The following is a 24608-nucleotide window of genomic DNA, read 5'->3' as shown; positions in this document are numbered from 1 at the left end:
ACGCTTGATGTCTGATCCGCACCGATCAGGCACCTACAGTACGGGGTGTTTCTGAGGGTCGAGTCCCAGGGCGTGTCGCCAGGGACACGCCAGGTCAGCAGAGCGCGGGCTGACCGCCGTCACGGAGCGTTTTGAGGGCCCCGAGTGCCTCGTCGAGCGTTCCCACCTTGATCAACGGGAGCCCAGGACGCGCGTTGGCCTTTGCCTCGGTGCAGTTGTCGGCCGGGGTCAGGAAGAAAACCGCGCCCGCGTCCTTGGCGCCGACGAGCTTCTGGGCGATACCGCCGATCGGGCCGACGTTGCCTTCGTCGTCGATGGTGCCTGTACCAGCGATGACCTTGCCGCCGGTGAGGTCGTCGGGCTGGATCTTGTCGATGATGCCCAGCGCGAACATCAGGCCGGCGCTCGGCCCACCGATCTCGCCCAGGTCGATCTTCAGCTCGAACGGGTGTGGCTGCTTCGACTCGATCTCCACCCCGATCCGCGGCGGCTCGCCGTCGGCCGCGCGCGTGGTGATCTTGGTCGCGGCCGCCTTGCCACTCCGCGTGTATTCGATAGTCAGCGCCGTCCCGGCCGGCTTGGCCCGCACCAGCTCGGTGAGCTTCGGCGCGCTCGTCACCGCTTGGCCGTCGACCTTGGTGACCACGTCGCCGGGCTTGAGGACGCCGTCGGAGGGTCCGCCCGCCGTCACCTTCGTGATCGTCACCTGTACCGGATAGCCCAGCTCGCGCAGCGCGACGGTCTCCGCGCTGCTCTGCGACGCCTTGAAGTCCTCCGCGTTGCGCTCCTCGACCTGCTCCTCGGTCTGGTCCGGCGGGTAGATCAGCTCGCGCGGGACGACCGCCTCCTCGTCGCTGAACCACCCCACGACCGCGGCGAGCAGCTTGACGTCCGGCTGTACACCCACAGTGGTCAGCCGCAGCTGTCCCGCCGAGGTGGAGGTCTGTGTGCCATTGACCTGAATGACCTCTTTGCCGTCCTCTTTACCCAGCGTGTCGACGGTTGGGCCGGGACCGAGCACCACGTACGGGATCGGGGCGGCCAGCACCCCGACACTCAGCAGCGCGGTAATCAACGCACCGATGAGAACCGTGACACCGCGACGTCTCATGCGCGAAGCGTACATACCCCGGTTTCACCCTGAGCTGACAGCGCGGACAGGGCGCGGGCACAGTGCCGGGCGTACCGTGGGTTACGTGCCTGATATCCCGTTCGGCTTCGCCCTCCCGGGCGCACAGCCACCCGACCCCAACGACCCGCAGCAGATGCAGCAGTTCATGGCTCAGTTGCAGCAGCTGCTCGCGTCGCCGGGCAGCGGCCCGGTCAACTGGGACCTTGCCCGCCAGGTCGCGGTGAGTCAGCTCGGCGCGGCCGACCCGGCGGTCAACATCTACGAGCGCAACGAGGTCGACGAGGCGCTCCGCCTGGCCGACCTGTGGCTTGAGCCCGCCGCCGCGCTTCCCTCGGGCATCCGCACCTCGGTCGCCTGGACCCGCAACGAGTGGATCTACAACACGCTCGACGTGTGGCGCAAGCTGTGCGACCCGGTCGCCGGCCGCATGGTGGCCGCCATGGGTGACCTGGTGCCGCCGGAGGCGCGCGCCCAGCTCGGTCCGATGCAGTCGATGGTCACCACGCTCGGTGGCGCGCTCTTCGGCGGCCAGCTGGGGCAGGCGCTCGGCTCACTCGCCGCCGAAGTGCTCTCGGCCGGCGACATCGGACTCCCCCTGGGACCGGCCGGCACGGCCGCGCTCGTCCCGACCAATATCAAGGAGTACGGCGAGGGCCTCGAGCTCCCGCTCGACGAGGTGCGCCTCTACGTGGCCCTGCGCGAGGCGGCCCACCAGCGCCTCTTCCAGCACGTCCCGTGGCTGCGGGGGCATGTGCTGACCGCCGTGGAGACGTATGCGGCGGGCATCACCGTCAACCGCGAGGCCGTCGAGGAGGCGATGGGCCGCATCGACCCCACCAACCCGGAGTCGATGCAGGCGATGGCGCTCGAGGGCATCTTCACGCCCGAGGACAGCCCGGCGCAGAAGGCCGCGCTGGCTCGGCTGGAGACCGCGCTCGCGCTGGTCGAGGGCTGGGTGTGCCACGTCGTCGACCAGGCCGCCGGTGACCGCCTGCCCAATGTGGTCCGCCTCGGTGAGGCGTTCCGCCGCCGGCGCGCGGCGGGGGGCCCGGCGGAGCAGACGTTCGCCGCGCTTGTCGGTCTGGAGCTGCGCCCGCGCCGGCTCCGCGAGGCCGCGGCGCTGTGGGCGGCGCTCACCGAGCACCGGGGTACAGCGGGTCGCGACGCGCTGTGGGGCCACCCGGACCTGCTGCCGTCGGAGGAGGACTTCGCCGATCCGCAGACGTTCGCGAGGTCCCAGCTCGACCTCGGCGACCTGGGCGAGCTCGGCCTGTAGCTGCCTTACGCGGACAGTAGGGCCCGCGTCGTTTCCCAGCCTTCGACGGCGGGGTCGAGCGTGGCGAGGTCGGCGGGGCCGCGCAGGCGCCGCCACCCCGGGCTCGACCCCACGTCCGGCAGCTGGGGCGCCGCCGAACGCACCTGCGGGATCGATCCATCATCGAGGTCGAAGGCGGGCAGCCAGTCCGGCGCCGGCAGCCGCGACGCCACCCCCAGCAGCCCGGGGCCCGGGTCGGCCGGCGCCACCGCGAGCGGCCGGGTGGTGAGCGGCCGCAGCAGCTTGCCGACCAGCAGCCCGGGCAGGTCGGGCGCGTCGGCCACCACGGCGGCCGCCTGCTCGTACCCGTCCTTGGCCGCCGCCGCGAAGACCGCGCCCGCGGTGAGGTCCGGCACCTCGTACACCGGCATGGAAGGCCATGCCACCGACTCGGCCAGTGCCCGGTCGGCGGCGAGCGCGGCGATGGCCGGCTCCACCTCGTTGAGCGTGGCCAGCAGGTCCACGACGTCTTCGGCGAGCGCCGCGCGCCACGCCGCCAGGTCTACGCCCGGCGGGCTCCAGGCCACCGGCCCCAGCACCGCGATCACCGCTCGCCTCGTCACGACACCAGGCTAGCCCGGTCGCTGGCCTACTCTTCCGGGTGGCTGAGTGCTTGTTCTGTGACATCGTTTCGGGTTCGGTGCCCGGTTTCGTGGTGGCGGACGAGCCGGCGGGGTTCGCGTTCCTGGACATCCGGCCGGTATTCAAGGGGCACACGCTCGTGGTCCCCCGCGGGCACTCGGTGGTGCTCGCCGACCTCCCCGCCGACCAGCTCGCCCCCTACTTCGGGCTTGTGCAGCGCGTCTCCGTGGCGGTCGAGGAGGGTTTGGGCGCCGGCGGCACGTTCGTGGCGATGAACAACAAGGTGTCGCAGTCGGTCGCCCACCTCCATGTCCACGTCGTCCCCCGCACGAAGGGCGACGGCCTCCGCGGCTTCTTCTGGCCGCGCACCAAGTACGCGTCGGACGAAGAGGCCCGCGAGTACGCCGAAAAGATCTCAGCCGCCCTGTCCTGAGCGCGTGTCGGGGTCTGGCCCGCCCGCCGCGGGTTTGGCCCGGCCGCCCGCGGACACTGGGTAAGGGTTGGCGGGCACACGGTGTTGCAGACAGCGGAGAAAGGAGCGTGCAGTGTTTCTGCGGCGCATGAAGCTTGAGGTACCTACTCCGGACCAGGCCCTCCCCGGCCGGTCGATCGAGATGCCGACTGCCGACCGCCACACGGTGCTCGGCACTCCTCTGCGCGGGCCCTGGCCGGCCAACGCCGAGGTAGCGGTCTTCGGGATGGGCTGTTTCTGGGGCGCCGAGCGCTTGTTCTGGCGCCTGCCGGGTGTGATCACCACCTCGGTCGGCTACGCCGGTGGGTACACCCAGAACCCCACGTACGAGGAGGTCTGCTCCGGCATGACCGGCCACGCCGAGGTGGTTCAGGTCGTGTACGACCCCAGCATGATCGGGTACGAGGACCTGCTCAAGGTCTTCTGGGAGAACCACGACCCGACCCAGGGCATGCGGCAGGGCAACGACGTGGGCACCCAGTACCGCTCGACCATCTACACCACGAGTGACGAGCAGCGCGTGGTGGCCGAGGCGTCCCGCGACGCCTTCGCCCCGGTGGTGAAGCGCACCGGCCGAGGCGACATCACGACGGAGATCGCCCCGCTGGGCGAGTATTACTTCGCCGAGGACTACCACCAGCAGTACCTTTCGGACGCCAAGAACCCGAACGGCTACTGCAACCACGGCCCGACCGGCATGAGCTGCCCGATCGGCGTGGGCAGGGTCGAGTCCTAGGGCATCGCGTCGCGCGGCCATAGCGAGCTAGCCAGCGACGATGGCCGCGCGACACTTCTTGTATTACACTTTGTCTTATGTCCACGATTACATTCCGGGCGGACGAAGATGTCGACCGGGCCTTGGCCGACCTCACATCCGGCGATCGAGACCGCTCCCAGGTCATTCGCGAGGCGATCCTCGCCGCCTGGCGGGCCCGCCGCGACGAGCAGGTCCGCGCCGAAGCCGAGGCCATCGCCAACGACCCAGACGACATAGCCGAGGCCCGCGCGGTGCTCTCCGATATGGAGTCCCTCCGTGCGTGGTGACGTCTACGAGCTGAAGGCTCCACGCGACGCACGCGGACACGAGCAGCGCGGCAACCGATACGCTGTCGTCGTCCAGTCCGACCTCCTGCCGCTGTCAACCTGGCTTGTCGCGCCCACGTCGACGAGCGCGCGGCCGGCAAGCTTCCGCCCCGAAATCGAGATCGAAGGCAAGTCAACCTACGTCCTCGCCGAGCAGACCGCCGCGATACAGCCGGAACGCCTCGGCCGCCTCGTGGGCCACCTGTCCCTCCAGGAGATGTCGGCCGTGGACGACGCGCTCCGCACCGTTCTACAGCTCTGATCTCAGGCGCCCGCCTGCCGTGACATGTACCTTGAGGCGACCGCGCGCCTCCGCGGCGCGACCGAAGCCAGGCCCGAGCTCGCTGCCCTCGCCAAGGTCGTAGAGCAGCAGTCGACCTTTGGACCGATTACGCGTCCAAGCAGCGGTGACGAGCGAGCCTACGGCCGCCGGGAGCGGCCACGCCCGTGTGGCGAAATAGGCGTTGCCGATCAACGGGCCTGGTGGATAGCGTTGCGGTACACGGGAAGGGAGGTGGTCCGGCTTTGTGTAGCAATAGGACTCGTGAGGTGGCTGTCCGCTAGCCGCTGTCCTTGACACAGCACGTCGTCGAGACCGTGTGGCAGCGGTGCGGCGAATGCAAGTCAGCCACCCGACCCCCGGGGTGCCGGCCCAGTCCAGCCGGCCCGTGCGCGTCCGCGCTCGGAAACCCCGGGGGTCGCTATTTATTCCGGGGTTGAGCAAACGAAACACACGGGCCGGACGGAGGAGGGCGAGTGCGCGAGCTTGTCGTCCTCGGCACCGCCAGCCAGGTGCCCACCCGCCACCGCAACCACAACGGGTACCTCCTGCGTTGGGACGGCGAAGGCATCCTCTTCGACCCCGGCGAGGGGACCCAGCGCCAGATGCTCCGGGCTGGCGTCGCGGCCTCGGACGTCACGCGGATCTGCGTGACGCACTTTCACGGCGACCACAGTCTGGGGCTGCCGGGCGTGATCCAGCGCATCTCGCTCGACCGGGTGCCCCACCCGGTGACCGCCCACTTTCCCGCTGGCGGCGCGCACTTCTTCGCGCGCCTGCGGTACGCGACCAGCTTCTACGACAACGCCGACATCCGCGAGGCGCCGATCACCGGTGACGGCCCGATCGCGCCAAGCCTCGAAGCGCGCCGCCTCTACCACTCCGTCGAGACCTACGGGTACCGGCTGGTCGAGCCCGACGGGCGCCGCATGTTGCCGGAGCGGTTGGCGGCCCACCGGGTGGCCGGCGCAGACGTGGGGGTGCTCATCGAACAGGGCTACCTCGACGTCGACGGGCGGCGCGTGGAGCTCGCGGACGTGAGCGCGCCGCGACCCGGGCAGAAGTTCGCGTTCGTCATGGACACCGGGCTGTGCGACAACGTGTTCGCGCTGGCTGAGGGCGTCGACATGCTGGTCATCGAGGCCACCTTCCTGTCCGAGGACGCGGTGATGGCCGCGCAGGTCGGGCACCTCACCGCGGCGCAGGCCGCGCGCGTCGCCACCGAGTCGGGGGTACGGCAGCTCGTGCTCACCCACTTTTCGCAGCGGTACGACGATCCGGCCCGGTTCGTTGCCGAGGCGCGCGAGCAGTACGACGGTGACCTGGTGGTCGCGGAGGACCTGATGCGGGTGCCGGTGCCGCCGCGGCGACAGCTGCCGCCACCGCAGACGATAGCCTCGGAACAATGGCGTTCACGATCCGATCCGCGGGTGAGCGGGACCTGACCGCCGTCGGGACCTTGCACTACCGGTCGCGCGCCGCCGCGTACTCAAGCTTTATTCCCGCCCACGCGCTCGAGGCCGTTCCCGCCTCCAGCATGGTGGAGTACTGGACCGAGCGCTGGCGGTACGAACAGGACACGCACCAGCTGACCGTGGCCACCGAGCGCGACGAGGTGGTCGGTTTCACTTACCTGGGGCCGGACGAGGAGCCCGACACCGGAATCCTGCACGCGATCCACCTGGATCCGGACGTGGTGGGGCGAGGGCTGGGCGGCGCGCTGATGGCCGACGCGCTGGACAAGCTGGCCGCGGCTGGGTGGCGCCACGCCGTGCTGTGGGTGCTGGCGGAAAACGCACACGCGCGCGGCTTCTACGAGCACGGCGGCTGGGCGCCCGACGGCGTACAGCGCGAAGACTTCGTCGGCCCCGCGCCGGTCCGCCAGGTGCGGTACGCCAGGCCGCTCTAAAGCACCTCGTCGTCGGCGTGCGCGCCGAACTCCGCCACCCGTACCTCGGTGATCCGCTCGTACCGTGCGATCCGGTCGGTCCACTCCGCCTGAAGGCCGAACGCGGCGGCGGCGAAGTTGACGTCCCGTACCGCGGCGGTCAGCTCCTCCGGGCGATCTGAGCCGATCACCTGGACGGGATCGCCCACCGCGACCGACATCGGTGGCACGAAGAACTCGGCCGGCAGCACGGCGCGGGCGTGCACAAGCGCGCCGACCGCTACCACCGCGCCAGGCTCAAGCCGTGCGCCCTGGAGGACGGTGACGCCGGTGGCCAGGTACGCGCACCGGCCGACCTGGCAGCCCAGCAGCGTCGCGTGCGGTGAGACGAAGACGTGGTCGCCGAGGACCACGGGGTGGGCCGGGTCGGCGACGGCGGTGGCGCGGAGCACCGCGTTCTCGGCGATCACGCAGGCCTCGCCGACCTCGATGTGCGCGCCTTCGGCGTCGAGCGTCGCGCCGTACATGATGCGGGCCCTTGGCCCAACGCGGACGTCGCCCACGAGAGTCGCGTTCGGCGCGACGTAGGCGGTGGGGTCGACGGTGGGCTGGGCGCCGCGATGTCTGATCAGCATGCCCACAGAGCCTGCCATTCGTGTGCCCGAGAAATCGGCCGGGCGAGAGTACGTGACCGATGTATGCGGGGAACCGGTGATCACGTACCCTCGCCCGCCGTACCCCAACCCAAACCGGGGGAACGCCTGGCCGGAGGCGCGGACCGACGGAGGCTTGCCGGTCCCCAAGCTTGGGTGGGTTTGCGGGGCGCCGAGGTGCTGGCGGGGCACCGTCGGCGTCAACCGCGGGTGAGAAGTCTGAAGATGTCCGTGTGGTCAGTGCTGAACATTTCCGTCCGTCCCCCTTTCGGGAGCCACGCTTAGTCAACGTGGTGCGCAAGGACCTTGATCGGACAGCCTGTGCGACACGGCCAGATTGCCACTTTTGGGGCGTTCGCTCAGAGCGGATGCCGCCCGGGCATGGGCCGCCCAGGGCCGGCGTTACCAGCTTCATGAGTACCGAACGCGAAGCCGAGCGGACGGCGCTCGACGCGTACTCGCAGGTTGTCACCGGTGTGGCCGAGCGAGTGCTACCGAGCGTGGCCGCCCTGGCAGTACGTACCGCGCGTGGTGGTGGCGCCGGTTCGGCGGTCACCTTTACCGATGACGGATTCCTTCTCACGAGCGCACACGTCGTCGCCGGCGCGACCGGCGGCACGGCGACCTTCAGCGACGGCCTGGAGACGCGGTTCGACGTGGTCGGCGCCGACCCGCTCTCCGACCTCGCCGTCCTCCGCGCGCACGCGACCGGCGCACCGCCGGCCGAGCTTGGCGACGCCGACGGGCTACGGATCGGACAGCTCGTCGTCGCGGTGGGCAACCCGATGGGCCTGGCCGGCTCGGTCACCGCAGGTGTGGTGTCCGGCCTCGGCCGGTCGATCCCGGCCCGCGACGGCCGCAACATGCGGCTGATCGACGACGTGATCCAGACCGACGCCGCACTCAACCCCGGCAACTCGGGCGGCGCGCTCGCCGATTCCGCCGGCCGGGTGGTGGGCGTCAACACCGCGGTCGCCGGCTACGGCCTGGGTCTCGCCGTCCCGATCAACTCGACCACCCGCCAGATCATCGGCGAGCTCGTCGCCAACCGCCGGGTACGCCGGGCGTGGCTTGGCGTGGCCGGTGTGCCGATGCCACTCCAGCCCGGACTGGCTGAGCGGCTGGGCCAGAAGGTGGGCCTGCGCGTGGTCGAAGTCGTGCCCGGCAGCCCCGCCGGCGTGGCGGGGATCTACCTCGGCGACGTGATCCTCTCCGCCGGCGGCAGCCCGGTCTCCAACGTCCAGGCGCTCCAGCGGCTCATGCTCGGCCCGGCGATCGGCACCCGCCTACCGCTCACCGTGCTCCGCAAGGGCGCACTCGTCGACGTCGTGACCGTGCCAGCGGAGCTGGGGCACTAAGGGATCAATTCAAGAAAACAGTTCAGAGCTACCGCGATGTCCGCGGTGGTCCGGACCGCTGCTCCCGCAGCCTCACCCTCCGCGTTTCACAACCCGCCCACCAGCAGATCGCGATAAAAACCGCCCCTTCTAGAGCCCGTTGCAGAATCGCTAGATGCGCACGACATGAGGGGCGCGCGGTTGCGCGTCGATCGGATCGTGAAGACTAATTGCTGCCAGAACAGCAATTAGTCTTCACAAAACCGCCCGAGCCGCGCGGCACCGCAACAACAGGGATCACCTCGACCCCGAAAGATCTCTAGACCTGTCGAAGTTGAGGTGAGCTCGTCGCTCCGGCCGCTCCCCTCAAGCTTGCGCATTGCGCCTCTGCCACGGGTCGTTAGTGGCGGGCCCGTCGAAGGACAAGTCCTTGATCAATGGGCGCTCTAATCGTCCGTGGCGATTTACCGCCCCTGGAGAGCCTGTCGCAGAATCGCCAGATTCGCTTGAAATGAGGGTCTCGTTGACCCTCGCCGGCCGCCGTTCGGCGGCCAGCGGCGGACACAGCCGTGTTTTTCTCGACACACGCTGTAGTTGGGCAATTTTGCGACAGGCTCTGGAGAGGCAATTATTCGCCACGATCGCAGCGCGAGACGATGCCGCTTGCGCGCGATCAAGGGAAATCCGCAACCAAGCACCATGATCGGCGCCTTGGCGCTGCTAATGAAACGGATCGTTATATGCAGGTGCCCGAAGGGCCGACAAATACCGCGATCTGTTTCGTCCCGTCCGCGCGCCAGGCCCTCAGGCCCTCAGCGATTACCGCAAACCCTTTCCGGGCGCCCGGGGCAGGCCCCGCTCGGCAGCGGCAGCGGATCTTGGTGTGGGACCACCCGGTCCCACACCAAGATCTGATCGAATCTGATCCGGCCCCGACTGGTCGGGAGCATGCGGCGGCGGCCTCGCGGCGGGGTTGTGGACGGCGGCGGGTGAGGCCGCGGGAGCAGCGGTCCGGACCACCGCGGACGTCGCGGTAGCTCAAATCTTCTGTCTTGGGATTGGTCGCTAGCGGGCGCCCAGGTGGGCGAGCAGGTCCTGGCGGGTCAGGACGCCTTGGGGCTTGCCGTCCACGAGCACCAGCGCCGCGTCCGACTTTTCCAGCAGGCGCACCGCCTCGCTCACCGGCTGCCCGCCGCCGACCATCGGCAGCGCCGGGCCCATGTGGCGCTCAATCGTGTCGTGCAGGTGGGCCTGGCCGGTGAAGAGCGCGTCGAGCAGATCCTTTTCCGCGATCGAGCCGGCCACCTCGCCGGTCACCACCGGCGGCTCGGCCTTGAGCACGGGGAGCTGGGAGACCGCGTACTCGCGCATGTAGTCGATCGCGTCCCGGACCGTCTCGGTCGGATGTACGTGCACCAGCGACGGCATCCCGCCGGGCTTGGCGGTCAGGGCGTCCAGCACGGTCGGCTCCGCACCGCCGCTGTCGAGGAAGCCGTACCGTGCCATCCACTCGTCGTTGAAGATCTTGGAGAGGTAGCCGCGGCCGCCGTCCGGCAGCAGTACGACCACCACGTCGTCCGGCTTGGCTCGGCGGGCCACCTCCAGCGCCGCCTGGGCCGCCATCCCGCAGGAACCACCGACCAGCAGCCCCTCCTCGCGGGCCAGCCGCCGGGTAAGCTCGAACGACGCCTTGTCCGACACCTCGACGATCTCGTCGCAGATCCCGCGGTCGTACGTCTCCGGCCAGAAGTCCTCGCCGACGCCCTCCACCAGGTACGGCCGGCCGGTGCCGCCGGAGTACACCGAGCCCTCCGGGTCAGCGCCGACGACCCGCACCGCGCCGCCCGAGACCTCCTTGAGGTAGCGCCCCGCGCCCGAGATCGTGCCGCCGGTGCCCACGCCCGTGACGAAGTGCGTGATCCGCCCGTCGGTCTGCTCCCACAGCTCGGGGCCGGTGGTCTCGTAGTGCGAGCGGGGGTTGGCCGGGTTGGCGTACTGATTGGGCTTCCACGCGCCGGGGATCTCCCGGGCCAGCCGGTCGGAGACGTTGTAGTACGACCGGGGGTCCTCGGGGCGACCGCGGTGGGGCAGACCACCACCTCCGCGCCATACGCCCGGAGCACGTCCTGCTTGTCCTGGCTGACCTTGTCGGGGCAGACGAACACGCAGTGGTACCCGCGCAGCTGGGCGACGAGCGCTAGGCCCACGCCGGTGTTGCCGCTGGTCGGCTCGACGATCGTGCCGCCCGGCTTGAGCAGGCCGGCCTCCTCGGCCTCCTCGACCATCTTCAGCGCGATGCGGTCCTTAACGGAGCCGCCCGGGTTCACATACTCGATCTTGGCAAGGACCATCGCCTGGATGCCGGCGGTAACGTTTCGCAGCCTGACCAGCGGGGTGTTGCCGATCAACTCGACGACGTTGTCGTAGTAGCGCACCTGGTCAGACTACGTGCCCGGGGACGACGCTCCGTCGCCTGGCATCCCACTCGATGAACCGCTCGGTCTCCGCCAGGATCGCACCGGCCAACCAGGCGACCACCACCGCGTCGTCGATCAGACCGACCAGGAACAGGACCGCCTCGGGGACGAGGTCGATCGGGGATGCCACGTACGCCGTCGCGGCCGCCATCAGAGCCAGCCGCATCCCGCCGTCGTAGCGGCCGGTGAACGTCGCCCACATCATGCGCGGCAGGGCGGCCAGGCGCGCGCCCAGCGACGGCCCACCCCGCGCCCCCGCGGTCAGCGCCCGGCCCAGCGCGGTGAACGCCGCCGTGCGGTTCAAGGTCCTACCCATTGGCCCAGTGTGCCCCGCGCTGACAAACCCCAAGCGTGTCGTCACGCCGCGATAACCTCGTAAGCCTCAGGGGGTTATACGGCGGCGGGGGCGCTGATGAGTCCGAGACGGGACGATCCGTGGCTGCGCGGCGCGCGGCGCGCGGCGAAGGTGACGGCGGTCGGTGCCGGCATGACCGGTGCGGCCGTGGCGGTGGGCGCTGGCGTGCTCTTCGGCCAGGCCAAGGCGGCCCGCCGGGTGATCCCGCAGGCCGAGGCGCCGCCGCCGCGCGGTGACGGGGTCTACGGCCCGCGGCTGCGCGGGAAGCCGATCACGATGGTGGTGCTCGGCGACTCCTCCGCCGCGGGGTACGGGGTGCACCGGCCGCGCGAGACGCCCGGCGCCATGCTCGCCGCAGGTGTGTCCCGGCGGCTGCGCCGGCCGGTACGGCTGCACAGGTTCGCCGTGGTGGGCGCGACGTCCGTCGGGCTCGGCCGCCAGGTTGAGGCCGCGCTGGAGGTCCAGCCCGATCTCGCGATCATCCTGGTGGGCGGCAACGACGTCACCCACCGCGTGCCCACCAGCACTTCCGTGCGCTATCTCGTCAACGCGGTACGGGACCTGCGCGCGGCCGGCGCCGAGGTGGTCGTCGGCACCTGCCCCGACCTGGGCACGATCCGGCCGATCAAGCCGCCGCTGCGGTGGCTGACCCGGCACTGGAGCCGCCAGCTCGCGACCGCGCAGACGATGGCGGTGGTCGAGGCCGGTGGCTGGACTGTGTCACTCGGCGACCTGCTCGGCCCCGCTTCACGGCCGACCCCACCCGGCTCTTCTCGTGGGACCACTTCCATCCGTCCGCCGACGGGTACGCGGTGGCGGCGTCCGCCCTGTTTCCCACCGTGCTGGCGGCCCTGGGCACGGCCGAGGAGCGGCGCCAGGTGCTCGCGCCCGACGAGGGCGTACGGTCGCTGCCACAGGCCGCGCAGGAGGCTGCCCGCCAGCCTGGCACCGAGGTCAGTGGGGCACAGGTGGCCGGCCGTGACCGCGGTCCGGCGGGGCGGTGGGCGCGGCTTCGGCGGCGCTCGGCGTGGTTCGGCCACCCGCGCCCGGGAGATCCCGAGACCACGATCGATACCGCCGTACGCTTAGAACGGTCCGTCCCCGGCGGCCACGAGCGAGATTGAACGGGGCGGCGGTGGTACAACCCGCGGGCGGGCGGGTACCACCTCAACCAGAAGGAGGGGACCACGGCATGCCCACGGCGCGACAGCTGAGCCGCGCGACGGTGATCACGCTGGTCGCCGGTACGCTCGGCAGCGCGGCACTGCTGGCCGGCGAGGCGGTGATCGCACGCAACCGGCGGTACGCCCAGCCGGAGATGGGGCTGGCGCTGCGCACGACGATGGGTCCCGACAGCGCCCCGCCCCTGCGGCTGGTGCTGATGGGCGACTCCTCCTCCCTCGGCGTAGGTGTCGAGCAGCTCGCCGACACCGTCGGTGGCCAGCTCGCCACGCTGCTCGCCGACGGCACCCAGACCCTGCCCCCGCGGCACGTCCAGCTCTCCTCGGTGGGCGTGTCCGGCTCCCGTGCCACGGATCTGGCCACCCAGGTCGCGCGGGCGCTGCTCGGCGGCCGCCCCGACGTGGTGGTGATCCTGATCGGGGCCATCGACGCGACCACCCTGCGTCGACCCACCGAATCGGCCGCCTACCTCGGCGCGGCCGTGCGGCGGCTGCGCGACGCGGGTGTCGAGGTAGTGGTCGGCACGTGTCCCGACCTCGGTGCGGTCCGCGCGATCGCCCCGCCCCTGCGGCAGGTCACCGGGTGGCTGGGGCGGCGGATGGCTCGGGCACAGGCCAAGGCCGTACGCGCGGCGGGCGGCACGGTGGTCGACCTGGCGGACGAGACGGGCGCGGTGTTCCGGGCCGACGCGGGCACGCTCTGCTACGACGGCTTCCACCCCTCCGCCGACGGCTACCGGGTGTGGGCGCACGCGCTGCTCCCGGCCGTGATCCGGGCCGCGGTCCCTACGTCCCGCTGAAGTTACCGGCAAGTACGGTGTCGGTATGCCGAACGCCGTCATCGTCGCCACCGCCCGCTCCCCCATTGGTCGGGCACACAAGGGTTCGCTGCGGGAGGTACGCCCCGACGACCTGGCCGCCACGATCGTGCGCGCCGCGCTCGACAAGGTGCCCCAGCTCGACCCAGCCGAGATCGACGACCTCTACCTCGGCTGCGGCCTGCCCGGCGGCGAGCAGGGCTTCAACATGGCCCGCGTGGTGGCCACGCTGCTCGGGTACGACCGGCTGCCCGGCGCGACGCTGACCCGGTACTGCGCGTCGTCGCTTCAGACCACCCGGATGGCGTTCCACGCGATCGCCGCTGGCGAGGGCGACGTCTTCATCTCGGCGGGCGTGGAGTGCGTCTCCCGGTACGCGCGGGGCAGCTCCGACGGGCTGCCGTCCGAGGCGCAGGCACTCGTCGGCGGCGGCTGGGAAAACCCGCGCTACGACAAGGCGCGGGCCCGCTCGGCGGAGCGGACACAGGCCGGCGCGCCGGTGTGGGAGGACCCGCGAGACGGCGGCGACCTGCCCGACATCTACCTGGCGATGGGGCAGACCGCGGAAAACCTTGCCCAGATCAAGGGCGTGACCCGCGAGGACATGGACGAGTTCGGCGTACGCAGCCAGAATCTCGCGGAGAAGGCGATCTCGGACGGCTTCTGGGCCCGCGAGATCACGCCGGTGACCCTCCCGTCCGGCGAGGTGGTCAGCGCCGACGACGGGCCGCGCACGGGCGTGACGTTGGCGGGCGTCGCGGCGCTGAAGCCGGTCTTCCGCCCGGACGGCCGGATCACCGCCGGAAACTGCTGCCCCCTCAACGACGGCGCCGCCGCCGTGGTCGTGATGAGCGAGACGCGCGCCCGCGACCTCGGCATCACGCCGCTGGCCCGGATCGTCTCCACCGGGGTCACCGCGCTCTCCCCGAGATCATGGGGCTGGGCCCGGTCGAGGCGTCGAAGCAGGCGCTCAAACGGGCCGGCATGACCATCGACGACGTCGACCTGGTCGAGATCAACGAGGCGTTCGCGGCACAGGTGATCCCGTCCTACCGCGACTTGGAGATCCCGCTGGAGAAGCTGAACGTCATGGGCGGCGCGATCGCGGTCGGCCACCCGTTCGGCATGACCGGCGCACGGATCACCGGCACGCTGCTCAACGCGCTCGACTGGCACGACAAGACAATCGGCCTGGAGACCATGTGCGTCGGCGGCGGCCAGGGCATGGCCATGGTCCTGGAGCGGGTCAGCTAAAAGATCAATTTCAGGATTTGAGCTACCGCGATGTCCGCGGTGGTCCAGACCGCTGCTCCCGCGGCCTCACCCTTCGCGGTTTCACAACCCGGAGGCCTAGCTGAGCGCGGCCCGGACCGTCTCGACGTCGGCGACCGCCGCGGCGCTGACGTCCTCGGGCGGGGCGGCGGCGATCAGGTCGGCGGCCACCACCCGTAGCTGGTCGGTGAGCGCCGGGTCGGCGACCAGGCGCGGCACCGGGCGGCGCGGCTCGCCCTCGGCGTCAGCGGCGCGGTCGGCGATCCGCTGCACGAGCCCATGGGTCAGGTCACCCCGGGTCCCCGCCGGCCCGGCCGGCTGCACCCAGCGAGAAGCCGTCCAGTGCCCGGTCTGGCTGACGAAGAGGTCAACCGCTCGCCGCAGGTCCACGCCACGCTCCTTTTCACACACGCCTCGGACACGGCGAGGGCGTCCCCGGAAGCCCGGGGACGCCCTCGCAACCGCTAAACCCGTCAGTCGTCGCCCTGGAGGAAGCTGAGGAGGCGCAGGATCTCCAGGTAGAGCCAGATGAGGCTCACGAGGATGCCGAACGCGGCCACCCAGGAGTAGCGCTGCGGCAGGCCCATCCGCACGCCCTCTTCGACCTCGTGGAAGCTGAGCACGAAGCTCAGCGAGGCCACCACGATGCAGACGAGGCTGAAAACGATCGCCAGCGGGCTGCCGTCACGCAGTCCGGTGTTGATGTCGAACAGCGCGAGCACGAGGTTGATCAGCATCACGGCGAAGAGGCCGGCCATCGCGGCCACGACACCGCGGATGAACCGGGGGTCGCCCGGATCACGCGGAGCTTGTACAGCATTGCCATGAGGAAGAAGACGCCGAACGTCGCGGTGACCGCTTGGAGCACGATGCCGTCGTAGAACGACTCGTACGTCTTGCTCACCATGCCGACGAAGACGCCCTCGACGACGGCGTAGGCCACGACAAGCGCGGGGTTGGCCATCCGGGCGAAGGAGATGATCAGACCGAGAACGAGACCGACCACAGCCGCGCCGATCCAGGCCGCACCGGTCAGCGCGTCGGGCACCAGCGCCCAGGCGCCCGCCGCGGAGATGCCGACGATGCCGAGCAGAGTGACGGTCTTGACGACAACGTCGTCGACGGACATCGGCCGCACAGTGGGGGGAGCGGCCGGGTAATCGGTCGTCGGGTACGGTCCGCCGTAACCGGGCTGCCCGTACTGGCCGACCGGCGCGTACCCGGCGGCCCGCTCGCGCTCGGCCGCCTGGCCGAGCCGCGCCAGCACCGGGTTGGTTGTCTTCACGTCAAGCCTCCCTGACAGGGGTTGGTGCACAGCTTCGTGCCCTACCAAGGGTAAACGCCAATCACGACAAACAGGGAGCCCGGCGTCGGACCTGGGCACGCGATTGTATTTATGCCCTGGGCGGACGCCGCCGGGACTTGATCCAGCACCGCGGCGGCCATCGCGTATCGAATTGTGCCCGGGGCGGGACTCGAACCCGCATGCCTCGCGGCAGCCGCTTTTAAGGCGGCCGTGTCTGCCGTTCCACCACCCGGGCCGACGCAGGTGCAAATGTCGCGCAGAATGCCACGGTAGCCGGTCGACGCCCACCGGGGCGCACCCGGACACTACGGTGGGCACTAGGGTCGAGGCCGTGACCAGCACAGCCCGCGCCGCGCAATCCGCCAACGGCCAGGCACATGCCAGCACTCCGGCCAATTCCCGCACCGCCGAGGCGATCGGCTCGTTGCGGACCAGACTGGCGGCGCTGGCCAGGTCACACGGGCGGGACGTGGCGGTCTGCCTCGCCTTCGTCGCGCTCGCCGGCTGGGTCACGCACGGCCTCTGGCCCAACCCGAATGGGCGGGTGCTCGCCCTCAACCCCGAAGACCAGACCCTCTACGAGTGGTTTCTGGCCGCGGACACGAAGTTCGCCTTCGGCGACTGGGGGCTGCTGACCGACCGGCTCAACGCGCCGGACGGGGTCAACCTGCTCAACAACACCACGGTGATCGCGCTTGGCACGGTCTTCACGCCGGTCACGCTGGCGTTCGGCGTACCCGTGACGTTCGCGCTGATCGCCGGGACGAGCCTCGCCGGTACCGCGATCGCCTGGTATTTCTTCTTCTCCCGCGTCCTGGGCGGGAGTTGGCTGGCGGCGGCGCTCGGCGCCTGGCTGTGCGGCTTCGGGCCGGGCATCGTCTCGCAGAACAACAGCCACCTCCACATGACCGCCCAGTGGCTGGTCCCGGTGATGGTGTGGCTGGTGATCCGGCTGGCCCGGGCCGCCGACCCGGCCGCCCGGCCGGAGGGGGTCGACCGCCGCCGGGTGGTGACCTCCGCGCTCTGGCTGGCCGCCGTCGTGATCGTCCAGGTCTTCATCGGCGAGGAGGTCCTCTTCCTCACCGCCGTGACAATGGTGGTCCTGGCGATCGGGTACGCGCTGGCCCGGCGCGACTACGCCCGCCGGGTGCTACCGAAGTTCGTGGCCGGCATGATGATCGCGGTCTGCGTGTCCGGCGCGGCGCTGATCTACCCGCTCTGGTTCCAGTTCCGGGGCCCGGGAGCGTGCCCAACGGCGTCTTCAGCGCGCACTTCTTCTCCGCCGACCTGGCCAGCTTCACCGCGATCTCCCCGCTCTCGGTGCTCGGCTCGGAGGAGTCGGCCCGGCTCTCCACGGGGTCCGCGGAGTACAACACGTTCCTCGGCTGGCCCCTGGTCCTCGTCGCCGCCGGCTGCGTGATCTGGCTGGTCCGAGAGCCGCTGGTCCGCGCGATCACCGCCGCCGGGGTGGTCATGGCCTGGCTGGCGCTCGGGCCCAAGCTGGTGATCGACGGAGAGCGCACGACCATCCCCGGTCCGTACCTCGCGCTGGTCGGGCTGCCGGTCGTCGAGGGCGCGCTCCCGATGCGCTTCGCGCTGACGCTGCTGCCGCTGGTGGCGACGCTGCTGGTGGTGGCGTTCGACAGGGCGCGGGCGCACGTGTCCCGGCCGGTGCGCCTGCTCGTGCCGGCCGCGGTCGTCGTATCGCTGCTCGCCATCTTCCCCAAGCCACTGCCCACGGAGGACCGCCCGCCGCTGCCGCAGTTCATTAGCGGTGGGTACTGGCGGCAGTGCGTGGAGCCGGGTGGCGTGCTCGTGCCGGTACCCCTGCCGACGCCGCCGGAGCCGTGGCCGATGAGGTGGGCGGCGGCGGCCAACACGGACTTCGGCGTCCCCGAGGGTTTCTTCATCGCGCCGTACGGCCGGGAGGGTCGGGCGTCGATGGGCACGTACAAGCAGCCGACCTCGCAGCTGCTGGCGCTGGTCGCGAAGCAGGGCGGGCGCCCCGAGATCGGCGAGCCGCAGCGCCGGGAGGCGCGCGAGGACGTCGAGTTCTGGGGCGCCTCCTGCGTAGCCGTGGCCGCGGACCAGCCGCACCACGAGGACCTGGTGGCCACGCTGGAGGCGCTCTACGGTCCTAGCACCAAGATCGCCGACGCTTGGACCTGGAAGGTGGGCTAGCTAGCTAGCCCACCCGCGGCGTTACCTCGGTGAACTCCTCTCGCGGGTCGTGCAGCTGGCCGAGCGCCACCACCTCACGCTTGAGGAAGAAGGCGAGCGTCCAGTCGATCACCACGCGCACCTTGCGGTTGAACGACGGGATCCGGCTCACGTGGTACGTCCGGTGCATGAACCAGGCGATCGGGCCCTTGAGCTTGATGCCGTACACCTGGGCGACGCCCTTGTGCAGGCCCAGGCTGGCCACGCTGCCGGCGTGCTTGTGCTTGTACGGCACCGGCTCCTTGCCCCGGATCACCGCGCGGATGTTGTCGGCCATCCGCGCCGCCTGGCGCACCGCGTGCTGCGCGCTCGGCGAGCAGAAGGTGCCGGGCGGGCCGGTGAGGTCGGGGACCGCCGCGCAGTCGCCCGCGCTCCACGCGCCCTCGACAACCTTGTCGCCGTCGACCACCTGGAGCGTGGGCAGGCAGCTGATCCGGCGCTTGTCGTCGCGCGGCAGGTCGGTGTCGTCGAGCATCGGCGACGGCTTGACGCCGGCCGTCCACACGATCGTGTCCGAGGCGAAACTGTCCCCATCGGACAGCTTGACCACGCCGTCCACGCAGGACTCCAGCCGCGTGTCGAGGCGGATGTCCAGGCCGCGATTGAGGAGCTGCTGCACTGTGTACGCACCCATGTCCCGATCGACCTCGGGCAGCACCCGCTGAGTCGCCTCGACCAGCACCCAGCGCATGTCGCCGACGCTCAGCTCCGGGTAGTACTTGAGCGCGTCGCGGGCCATGTCCTCCATCTCGGCGAGCGCCTCGATGCCCGCGTAGCCGCCGCCCACGAAGGCGAACGTCAGCGCGCGCCGGCGGGTCTCCGGGTCGGTCGTGGCGGCCGCCACATCGAGCCGGTCGAGCACGTGGTTGCGCAGGTAGATGGCCTCGCCGATGGTTTTGAAGCCGATGCCGTTCTCACGCAGGCCGGGGATCGGCAGTGTACGGGAGACAGAGCCCGGCGCCACGATGATCTGGTCGTACTCGATCTCCAGCGGCGGGCCGATGATCGGCTGCACAGTGGCCGTCTTGCGGCTGTGCTCGATCCGGGTGACCGCACCGGAGACGATCTTGCAGCGCTTCAGCTCGCGACGCAGCGGCACCACGGAGTGCCGGGGAGAGATGTTTCCGGCCGCCGCTTCCGGCAGGAACGGCTGGTACGTCATGTGCGGCTGCGGGTCGACGACAGTGACCTCGGCCTGGCGCGCCCGAAGCTTCCGGGACAGCCGAAGGGCCGCGTACAGGCCGACGTGGCCGGCCCCCACCACAAGGATCCGTTGCGGACTCACGACCTCCATCATTCCCCTGTGTGCGCCGTTACACCTGGTCCATGCCGGCATCTGTGACCGCCGATACGACAGGTGTGACGGCGGCTACGCCCACATGATCAAGAGATCTTTCAGAGTCGGGTTCACGTTCGATTTCTCGAGACACGATATTTGCCCCGGTCCGCTCGGGTATGCGAGAGATCGTGGTACCCAACCGCCCCTCCCGGGGCAACTAAGTACCACGATCTACCAGACGGCGTCCGCCCTAGCGTCGATCAAGCAAACCGAGCGCCTTATTGGGCGCGTCTCTGTCTTGGATGGACCCCGGCCCAACCGCCGAGCCAGGTCAAGGTTGGGCTTGGACCGCGGACCTGGCAGCGAAGGTCACGGTCGGCCGACCACGACCCAGGGGTGAGCTTGCCAACCGCGAAGGGTGAGGCCGCGGGAGCGACGGTCTGGACCACCGCGGACATCGCGGTAGCTCGACTTCCTTGGTTTTGGATCTTTATCCGCGGCATAGGTCGACAACGCTGGGGCGTAAACCGGATTCAGGTGCGCGTTCTCTTCGCGCAATCTGCTCAGGACGCCGTCACCATCCGGGGTCTGGCGGCCAGCCAGAGGGCTAAGCAGTGTGGGGTGTGCGCGCCAGGGTCGGTCAGCGGCGGCGGAGGAGCGAGGCGAGCAGCGTCGCGGCCCCGATCGCCACCGCGAGCCCGGCCAGCGCGGCCACCAGCAGGTCGCGCTCACCGCCCAGGTTGGCCCCGCTCAGCAGCAGTACGGTGAGCACCGCCGAGCCGAGCACCACCGCGAGCGCCCGGGATAGCCACCGCACGGTGACCTCGGCCGGGATGCGCGCGTCGTACGGCAGGAGCGCGGCGAGCGCCGCCAGGCTGTGGGTCAGGTAGAGGAACGAGGCCAGCGCGACAAGCCGCCACAGCTCGACCGACTCCTCGTAGCCGATCGTGGCGATCATCCAGCCCGTGACCGCGACCAGGATCGTCACCGTGACCCAGCGGCTGCGCGGGAGTATCGCGGCGATGCCGGCCAGGATCACCAGCACACCGGTGATGTAGCTGGCCCGCAGCTCCGCCGGAAACGCGACCACGAGCGCGGCCAGCGCGACGGCGAACACGCCCACGCGGGCCAGCAGCGGCCCGGCCGTCGCCCGGGACAGTACCTGCGTCGCACGGCCGATCATCGCAACGCCCCTTTGGGTGCCGAAGCCATCCGCGCGACGTCCCGCAGCACCAGGTCGAGGCTGCCGGCGCCGGCCCAGCGCACCACCGGTACGCCGTGCTCGCGGAGCTGGCCGATCGTGTTGTCCCGCTCCAGCCGCCAGAGCCGGTGGGCCACATCGGTCCAATCGCTGCGCCGTGCCGGCGCGACGCCCTCCGGCAGCGTGTCGACGGCGAGCACGAAGCGGCCGGCGCGGGCCAGCCGGGCGAGCATTTCCGCCGAGCGCCCGTCGACGAGCGGGGTGAAGACCACCACCAGCGCGTCCGAGGAGAGCAGATGTGGGCCGAAGACCTGGTCGTACGGCTCGTACGGGGATGGCTGCGCCTCGACGTCGAGGAGCCACTCCAGCACGGTCAGGTACTGCCGGCGGCCGGTCGCGGGACGCAGGCGGCGGGCGGACCTGCCGTACTCCAGCATGGACACGCGGTCGCCGCGGTGCAGGTAGTGCTCGGCGATCGCCGCGGCGGCCCGCACGGTGGTGTCGAGCACCGAGGCGGCGCCGCCGACGCCGCCGGAGCCACCCGTCTCGGCGAGTACGTCGAGCAGCAGCACCACCTCGGCGTCACGGTCGGACAGGGTGGCGGCCACGTGCAGCTGCCGAGCCCGGAGTGAGACCCGCCAGTCGATGCGTCGCAGGCGGTCGCCGGGCTGGAAGATGCGTACCCCGGCCAGCTCGCCGCCCTCACCGGGGCGCCGCGACCGGTGGCCACCGACCAGTCCCGCGGCACGCGGCATTGCGTCGTCGGCGTCGAAGGGCTCGGTGACCGGGTACACCTTGACGTCCTTCGGGTAGGCGACGCCCGGCCGGCTGATGAGAAGCCCGTCGCAGGCGGCGGCCCGTGCGGCGGCCGGGCCGAGCGAGTGGCGGCCCCAGCGCAGCGCCGTCCCGCGCAGCTCCACCTGATCGACCGCGCCCGGCGCGAGGGTCAGCAGAACCGGCCGGTCCCCGTCCTTGATGCGCAGCCAGCGCGGGATCCGGGCGCGGACCACCACCAGGTCATACGCGGGCGGGTCCGGGTTGCCGACGGTCACCGCGGCCACCGCCTCGGCGCCCTCCACGAGGTACCCCTCGTCGACGTCCAGAGCGATCCTCGGCCGCTCGCGGGGCCGGCGGTACAGCGCCACGGCGGTGCCCAGCGCGAACGGGATGGCGAGCATCACCAGGTCGACCCGCCCGGCCAGCACCCCGGCGATCAGCAGCAGCCCGGTCACCAGCACGGCACGCCCAAGTGCCCGGGTGGGCGCCCACTCGGGCTGGGTGTCGAGGAAATCGCCGCTCGGCTCGACCTCCGGCACGGCTGGCCGGAGGACGGTCACCGCGTCTCGCTCACTGGCCGCGCTCGCGGCGGCCGGCCTCGAGCGAATCGCCGGCCCGTGCGGCTGACTCGGGCCCGCCGAAGCCAGCCGCATACGTGGGCAGGGCACCGCTGGCGGGTGCCGGCACCTTCTCCAGTACCTCACCGACCACAAAGGACGGATCGACGCGGCGCAGCCACATCTCCGGGCGGAGCGTGATGCGGTGCGCGAGGGCCGGCGCGGCTACTTCCTTCACGTCCTCCGGGATCACGAAGTCCCGACCGGCGAGCGCGGCCCGCGCCCGGGAAAGCAACAGCAGCGCCAGGGAGCCACGCGGGGATGCGCCGACAAGTACCGAGGGGTGCTCGCGGGTGGCGGCGGTGAGGTCCACAATGTACCGGCCGATCGAGTCCTCGACCGCGATGTCCTCCAGGGCGGCCTGCATCCCGCGCAGCGTCTGGGGGTTGACAACCGCCTGGAGCTCAGCCTCCTCGCGGCGGCGGGACATGCGGCGGCGCAGCACGTCCCACTCCTCGTCGCGGGCGGGGTAGCCGAACGAGACCCGCAGGAGGAAGCGGTCCAGCTGCGCCTCGGGCAGCGGGTACGTGCCCTCGTACTCGATCGGGTTGGCGGTGGCCAGCACGTGGAAGGGCTCGTCCAGCCGGTACGTGACACCCTCGACCGAGACCTGCTTCTCCTGCATCGCCTCCAGCAGGGCGGCCTGCGTCTTCGGCGGCGTGCGGTTGATCTCGTCGGCGAGCAGCAGGTTGGTGAAGACCGGCCCGGCCCGGAAGGTGAAGTCGGAGTTGCGCTGGTCGTACAGGAACGAGCCGGTGACGTCGGCGGGCAGCAGGTCGGGAGTGAACTGAAGCCGCCGGAAGTCGAGCCCGAGCGCCTGGGCGAACGAGCGCGCGGTCAGTGTCTTGCCCAGCCCCGGGAGGTCTTCGAGCAGCACGTTGCCGCCGGCGAGGATGCCGGAGAGGACGAGCTCCAACGCCCCGCGCTTGCCCACCACCACCGTGCCGACCGTGTCCAGCACGGCGTGCGCGAGCCGGCCCACTTCGTAGACGGGTACCGGTTGGACATCCTCACTCATAGCTTCTCCAGACGGGAGGCGGCCGCCGCCATGACGTGTACGGCCGGCGGGCGCTTGACCGGGGTGACCAAAAGCTTCCACAGCTCCTCGCCGAGCAGCACGCGGGCCTTTTCCGGGTCGCTGGCGATGGTAAGGCCGTGCCGCTGCCGCAGCCGCTCGTCGGCGAGCTCGCGGAGCATCTTCGGCACTGTACGCAGGTAACGGTCCAGGTCTTCGCGGCGGGACCAGCCCAGCGGCACCTCCCAGCGGTGCACGGCCAAGCGGAGCGCGTCCTGGCTGGCCGTCCAGTTGTAGGTGCCGTCCTCCTCGCCGACCACGCGGCGCAGCCCCAACTTGACCAGCGGCGGCGGCGCGACGAGCGCGACCACGCGGCGGAGCATGAGCAGGGCGAGGCAGCCCGCGAACGCGAGCGGGATCGACAGCGTCAGCCCGCCCATCCGCATGCCGAAGACCGCGACAGCGGCGAGCCCGCCGGCGATCAGCAGCGTGCGGATCCACCAGCCGGCACCACCGGACGCGGCCTGCTTCTGCCGCTGTGGCGCCTCCTCCTCGTGCCCCAGCAGGTCGTCAATGCTGGTAACCCCGTCGCTCACGGCTTAACCCCCGCGGTCAGCTCGGCGCGCAGGCGCTGGAGGGCGGTGCGGGCCTGCTCGCGCATCCGCTCGTCGACCGTGTGCGTGGCGTACCGCGCCTCGCGGTAGACGTCGGCGAACCCGGCCAGCACGTCGCGGCTCACGTTGTGCTCGCCGAGCAGCCGGCTGACCAGGTCGGTCGGCGTGTCGGTGGCCTGGCGCGGCGTGCCGGCCGCGGCCGCCGCCTGCTCCAGCCGCAGCCAACAGGCGATCACCGCGCGCCGCGGGTCGAGGTCGGCGTCGGAGAGGTCGATGAGGCCGGCGTCTAGCGCGGCGACGACCTCCTCGGCGCTCGCGGTACGGCTGAGCTGGCGCGGTGGCATCTTGCCGCCCGCGCGCCGCCGGGTGAACTCGCGGGCGAGGGTCCAGATCATCACCGCGAGGAGTACGGCGAGGACGATGGCGCCGAGGACCAACGCGGCCTTGCCGAGCCAGGCGGGCACCTCGGCCGGGTCGGTGTCGACGAAGTCCTCCGGCGTCTGCGGCGTCTGGACCTCGACCTCTTCGAGCTGGGGCCGGGGCCCATCGATGCCGGCGGCCGGCTCGTCGACCCGCCCGATCTGCGGCGAGGAGTGCGCGGCCGCGACCGTCGCGAGGGCGAGCAGCAGCACGACCGCGGCCAGGGGCCACAACCTGCGCAGCGAACCAAGAGTCATTTGGCGTTATGTCCGAAACGTTAATCGTCGGGCGTGCCTGTAACCGTACCGCCCCGC

21 protein-coding genes, 1 tRNA gene and 5 pseudogenes are annotated in these 24608 nt (G+C 70.9%); 13 read left to right on the top strand and 14 right to left on the bottom strand.

What is annotated here, in order from left to right:
- Positions 1-94 precede the first annotated feature (94 nt).
- Positions 95-1111, bottom strand: coding sequence for a YlbL family protein (locus Pflav_RS37705; RefSeq protein ID WP_173041389.1), 1017 nt, complete (start codon positions 1109-1111; stop codon positions 95-97).
- A gap of 85 nt (positions 1112-1196) precedes the next feature.
- On the opposite strand from Pflav_RS37705, the gene Pflav_RS37700 reads away from it, so the two are divergent.
- The gene (locus tag Pflav_RS37700) at positions 1197-2408 is read left to right on the top strand and encodes a zinc-dependent metalloprotease (RefSeq protein WP_173041388.1); all 1212 of its coding nucleotides are present in this window, start codon (positions 1197-1199) and stop codon (positions 2406-2408) included.
- 5 nt (positions 2409-2413) lie between these two features.
- On the opposite strand, the gene Pflav_RS37695 is transcribed toward Pflav_RS37700, so the two are convergent.
- Positions 2414-3010, bottom strand: coding sequence for a hypothetical protein (locus tag Pflav_RS37695; RefSeq protein ID WP_173041387.1), 597 nt, complete (start codon positions 3008-3010; stop codon positions 2414-2416).
- Positions 3011-3060: 50 nt separating this feature from the next.
- Between Pflav_RS37695 and Pflav_RS37690 the strand changes: the two genes are divergently transcribed.
- From Pflav_RS37690 to Pflav_RS37665, 6 genes are all read left to right on the top strand, one after another.
- Positions 3061-3462 (top strand): HIT family protein, encoded by a 402-nt coding sequence (locus Pflav_RS37690; protein ID WP_173042859.1) that lies wholly within the window; start codon positions 3061-3063, stop codon positions 3460-3462.
- 112 nt (positions 3463-3574) lie between these two features.
- A complete protein-coding gene (msrA, locus tag Pflav_RS37685) occupies positions 3575-4237 on the top strand; it encodes a peptide-methionine (S)-S-oxide reductase MsrA (protein ID WP_173041386.1) in 663 nt (220 codons plus the stop codon).
- Between the two features lie 77 nt (positions 4238-4314).
- A complete protein-coding gene (locus Pflav_RS37680) occupies positions 4315-4545 on the top strand; it encodes an OTU domain-containing protein (protein ID WP_173041385.1) in 231 nt (76 codons plus the stop codon).
- The gene (locus tag Pflav_RS37675; RefSeq protein ID WP_173041384.1) at positions 4535-4846 is read left to right on the top strand and encodes a type II toxin-antitoxin system PemK/MazF family toxin; all 312 of its coding nucleotides are present in this window, start codon (positions 4535-4537) and stop codon (positions 4844-4846) included. The genes Pflav_RS37680 and Pflav_RS37675 overlap by 11 nt, the downstream gene beginning before the upstream one ends.
- A gap of 494 nt (positions 4847-5340) precedes the next feature.
- Positions 5341-6309, top strand: coding sequence for a ribonuclease Z (locus Pflav_RS37670; RefSeq protein ID WP_173041383.1), 969 nt, complete (start codon positions 5341-5343; stop codon positions 6307-6309).
- Positions 6270-6773, top strand: coding sequence for a GNAT family N-acetyltransferase (locus Pflav_RS37665; protein WP_173041382.1), 504 nt, complete (start codon positions 6270-6272; stop codon positions 6771-6773). Before Pflav_RS37670 ends, Pflav_RS37665 begins: the two co-directional genes overlap by 40 nt.
- Here the strand turns inward: Pflav_RS37665 and Pflav_RS37660 are convergent.
- On the bottom strand, positions 6770-7387 hold the full coding sequence (locus Pflav_RS37660) for a gamma carbonic anhydrase family protein (RefSeq protein ID WP_197938837.1): 618 nt from the start codon (positions 7385-7387) through the stop codon (positions 6770-6772). The two genes, Pflav_RS37665 and Pflav_RS37660, sit on opposite strands and share 4 nt — an antisense overlap.
- 431 nt (positions 7388-7818) lie before the next feature.
- Between Pflav_RS37660 and Pflav_RS37655 the strand changes: the two genes are divergently transcribed.
- On the top strand, positions 7819-8763 hold the full coding sequence (locus Pflav_RS37655) for a S1C family serine protease (RefSeq protein ID WP_173041380.1): 945 nt from the start codon (positions 7819-7821) through the stop codon (positions 8761-8763).
- Positions 8764-9807: 1044 nt separating this feature from the next.
- On the opposite strand, the pseudogene Pflav_RS37650 reads toward Pflav_RS37655, so the two are convergent.
- Together Pflav_RS37650 and Pflav_RS37645 are read right to left on the bottom strand one after the other, a co-directional pair.
- A pseudogene (locus Pflav_RS37650) lies at positions 9808-11177 on the bottom strand (cystathionine beta-synthase).
- Positions 11178-11181: 4 nt separating this feature from the next.
- The gene (locus Pflav_RS37645) at positions 11182-11535 is read right to left on the bottom strand and encodes a YkvA family protein (RefSeq protein ID WP_173041379.1); all 354 of its coding nucleotides are present in this window, start codon (positions 11533-11535) and stop codon (positions 11182-11184) included.
- Between the two features lie 96 nt (positions 11536-11631).
- On the opposite strand from Pflav_RS37645, the pseudogene Pflav_RS37640 reads away from it, so the two are divergent.
- From Pflav_RS37640 to Pflav_RS37630, 3 genes and pseudogenes are all read left to right on the top strand, one after another.
- Positions 11632-12698: pseudogene (locus Pflav_RS37640) on the top strand (SGNH/GDSL hydrolase family protein).
- A 68-nt stretch (positions 12699-12766) separates the two neighbouring features.
- Positions 12767-13555 (top strand): SGNH/GDSL hydrolase family protein, encoded by a 789-nt coding sequence (locus Pflav_RS37635; RefSeq protein ID WP_173041378.1) that lies wholly within the window; start codon positions 12767-12769, stop codon positions 13553-13555.
- A 25-nt stretch (positions 13556-13580) separates the two neighbouring features.
- Positions 13581-14827: pseudogene (locus tag Pflav_RS37630) on the top strand (acetyl-CoA C-acetyltransferase).
- A gap of 96 nt (positions 14828-14923) precedes the next feature.
- On the opposite strand, the gene Pflav_RS37625 reads toward Pflav_RS37630, so the two are convergent.
- From Pflav_RS37625 to Pflav_RS37615, 3 genes and pseudogenes are all read right to left on the bottom strand, one after another.
- The gene (locus Pflav_RS37625; RefSeq protein ID WP_173041377.1) at positions 14924-15235 is read right to left on the bottom strand and encodes a hypothetical protein; all 312 of its coding nucleotides are present in this window, start codon (positions 15233-15235) and stop codon (positions 14924-14926) included.
- A gap of 83 nt (positions 15236-15318) precedes the next feature.
- Positions 15319-16130 (bottom strand): annotated as a pseudogene (locus Pflav_RS37620) (Bax inhibitor-1/YccA family protein).
- A 175-nt stretch (positions 16131-16305) separates the two neighbouring features.
- Positions 16306-16386: transfer RNA gene (locus Pflav_RS37615), tRNA-Leu, on the bottom strand.
- Between the two features lie 96 nt (positions 16387-16482).
- Between Pflav_RS37615 and Pflav_RS46720 the strand changes: the two genes are divergently transcribed.
- Both Pflav_RS46720 and Pflav_RS46715 read left to right on the top strand, forming a co-directional pair.
- Positions 16483-17571: a hypothetical protein gene (locus Pflav_RS46720; RefSeq protein WP_232072366.1), complete on the top strand. Its 1089-nt coding sequence runs from the start codon at positions 16483-16485 to the stop codon at positions 17569-17571.
- Complete coding sequence (locus tag Pflav_RS46715) at positions 17472-18332, top strand: hypothetical protein (protein ID WP_232072364.1); 861 nt, start codon at positions 17472-17474, stop codon at positions 18330-18332. Before Pflav_RS46720 ends, Pflav_RS46715 begins: the two co-directional genes overlap by 100 nt.
- A gap of 4 nt (positions 18333-18336) precedes the next feature.
- Here the strand turns inward: Pflav_RS46715 and Pflav_RS37605 are convergent, their stop codons facing one another.
- From Pflav_RS37605 to Pflav_RS37580, 6 genes and pseudogenes are all read right to left on the bottom strand, one after another.
- Positions 18337-19656, bottom strand: coding sequence for an NAD(P)/FAD-dependent oxidoreductase (locus Pflav_RS37605; RefSeq protein WP_173041376.1), 1320 nt, complete (start codon positions 19654-19656; stop codon positions 18337-18339).
- A 634-nt stretch (positions 19657-20290) separates the two neighbouring features.
- The gene (locus Pflav_RS37600) at positions 20291-20833 is read right to left on the bottom strand and encodes a hypothetical protein (RefSeq protein WP_173041375.1); all 543 of its coding nucleotides are present in this window, start codon (positions 20831-20833) and stop codon (positions 20291-20293) included.
- Positions 20830-22167 (bottom strand): DUF58 domain-containing protein, encoded by a 1338-nt coding sequence (locus Pflav_RS37595; protein ID WP_232072788.1) that lies wholly within the window; start codon positions 22165-22167, stop codon positions 20830-20832. Before Pflav_RS37595 ends, Pflav_RS37600 begins: the two co-directional genes overlap by 4 nt.
- A gap of 103 nt (positions 22168-22270) precedes the next feature.
- Positions 22271-23263, bottom strand: a pseudogene (locus tag Pflav_RS37590) (AAA family ATPase); the annotation flags it as partial.
- On the bottom strand, positions 23260-23856 hold the full coding sequence (locus Pflav_RS37585) for a hypothetical protein (RefSeq protein WP_173041372.1): 597 nt from the start codon (positions 23854-23856) through the stop codon (positions 23260-23262). The gene Pflav_RS37585 and the pseudogene Pflav_RS37590, both read right to left, overlap by 4 nt.
- Complete coding sequence (locus Pflav_RS37580; RefSeq protein WP_173041371.1) at positions 23853-24551, bottom strand: DUF4129 domain-containing protein; 699 nt, start codon at positions 24549-24551, stop codon at positions 23853-23855. Before Pflav_RS37580 ends, Pflav_RS37585 begins: the two co-directional genes overlap by 4 nt.
- Positions 24552-24608 lie beyond the last annotated feature (57 nt).

It is taken from the genome of Phytohabitans flavus (genome assembly GCF_011764545.1).
In the GTDB taxonomy this organism is placed as follows: domain Bacteria; phylum Actinomycetota; class Actinomycetes; order Mycobacteriales; family Micromonosporaceae; genus Phytohabitans; species Phytohabitans flavus.
The sequence above is the reverse complement of the archived record's forward strand: the minus strand, read 5'-3'. Positions and strand labels throughout refer to the sequence as shown.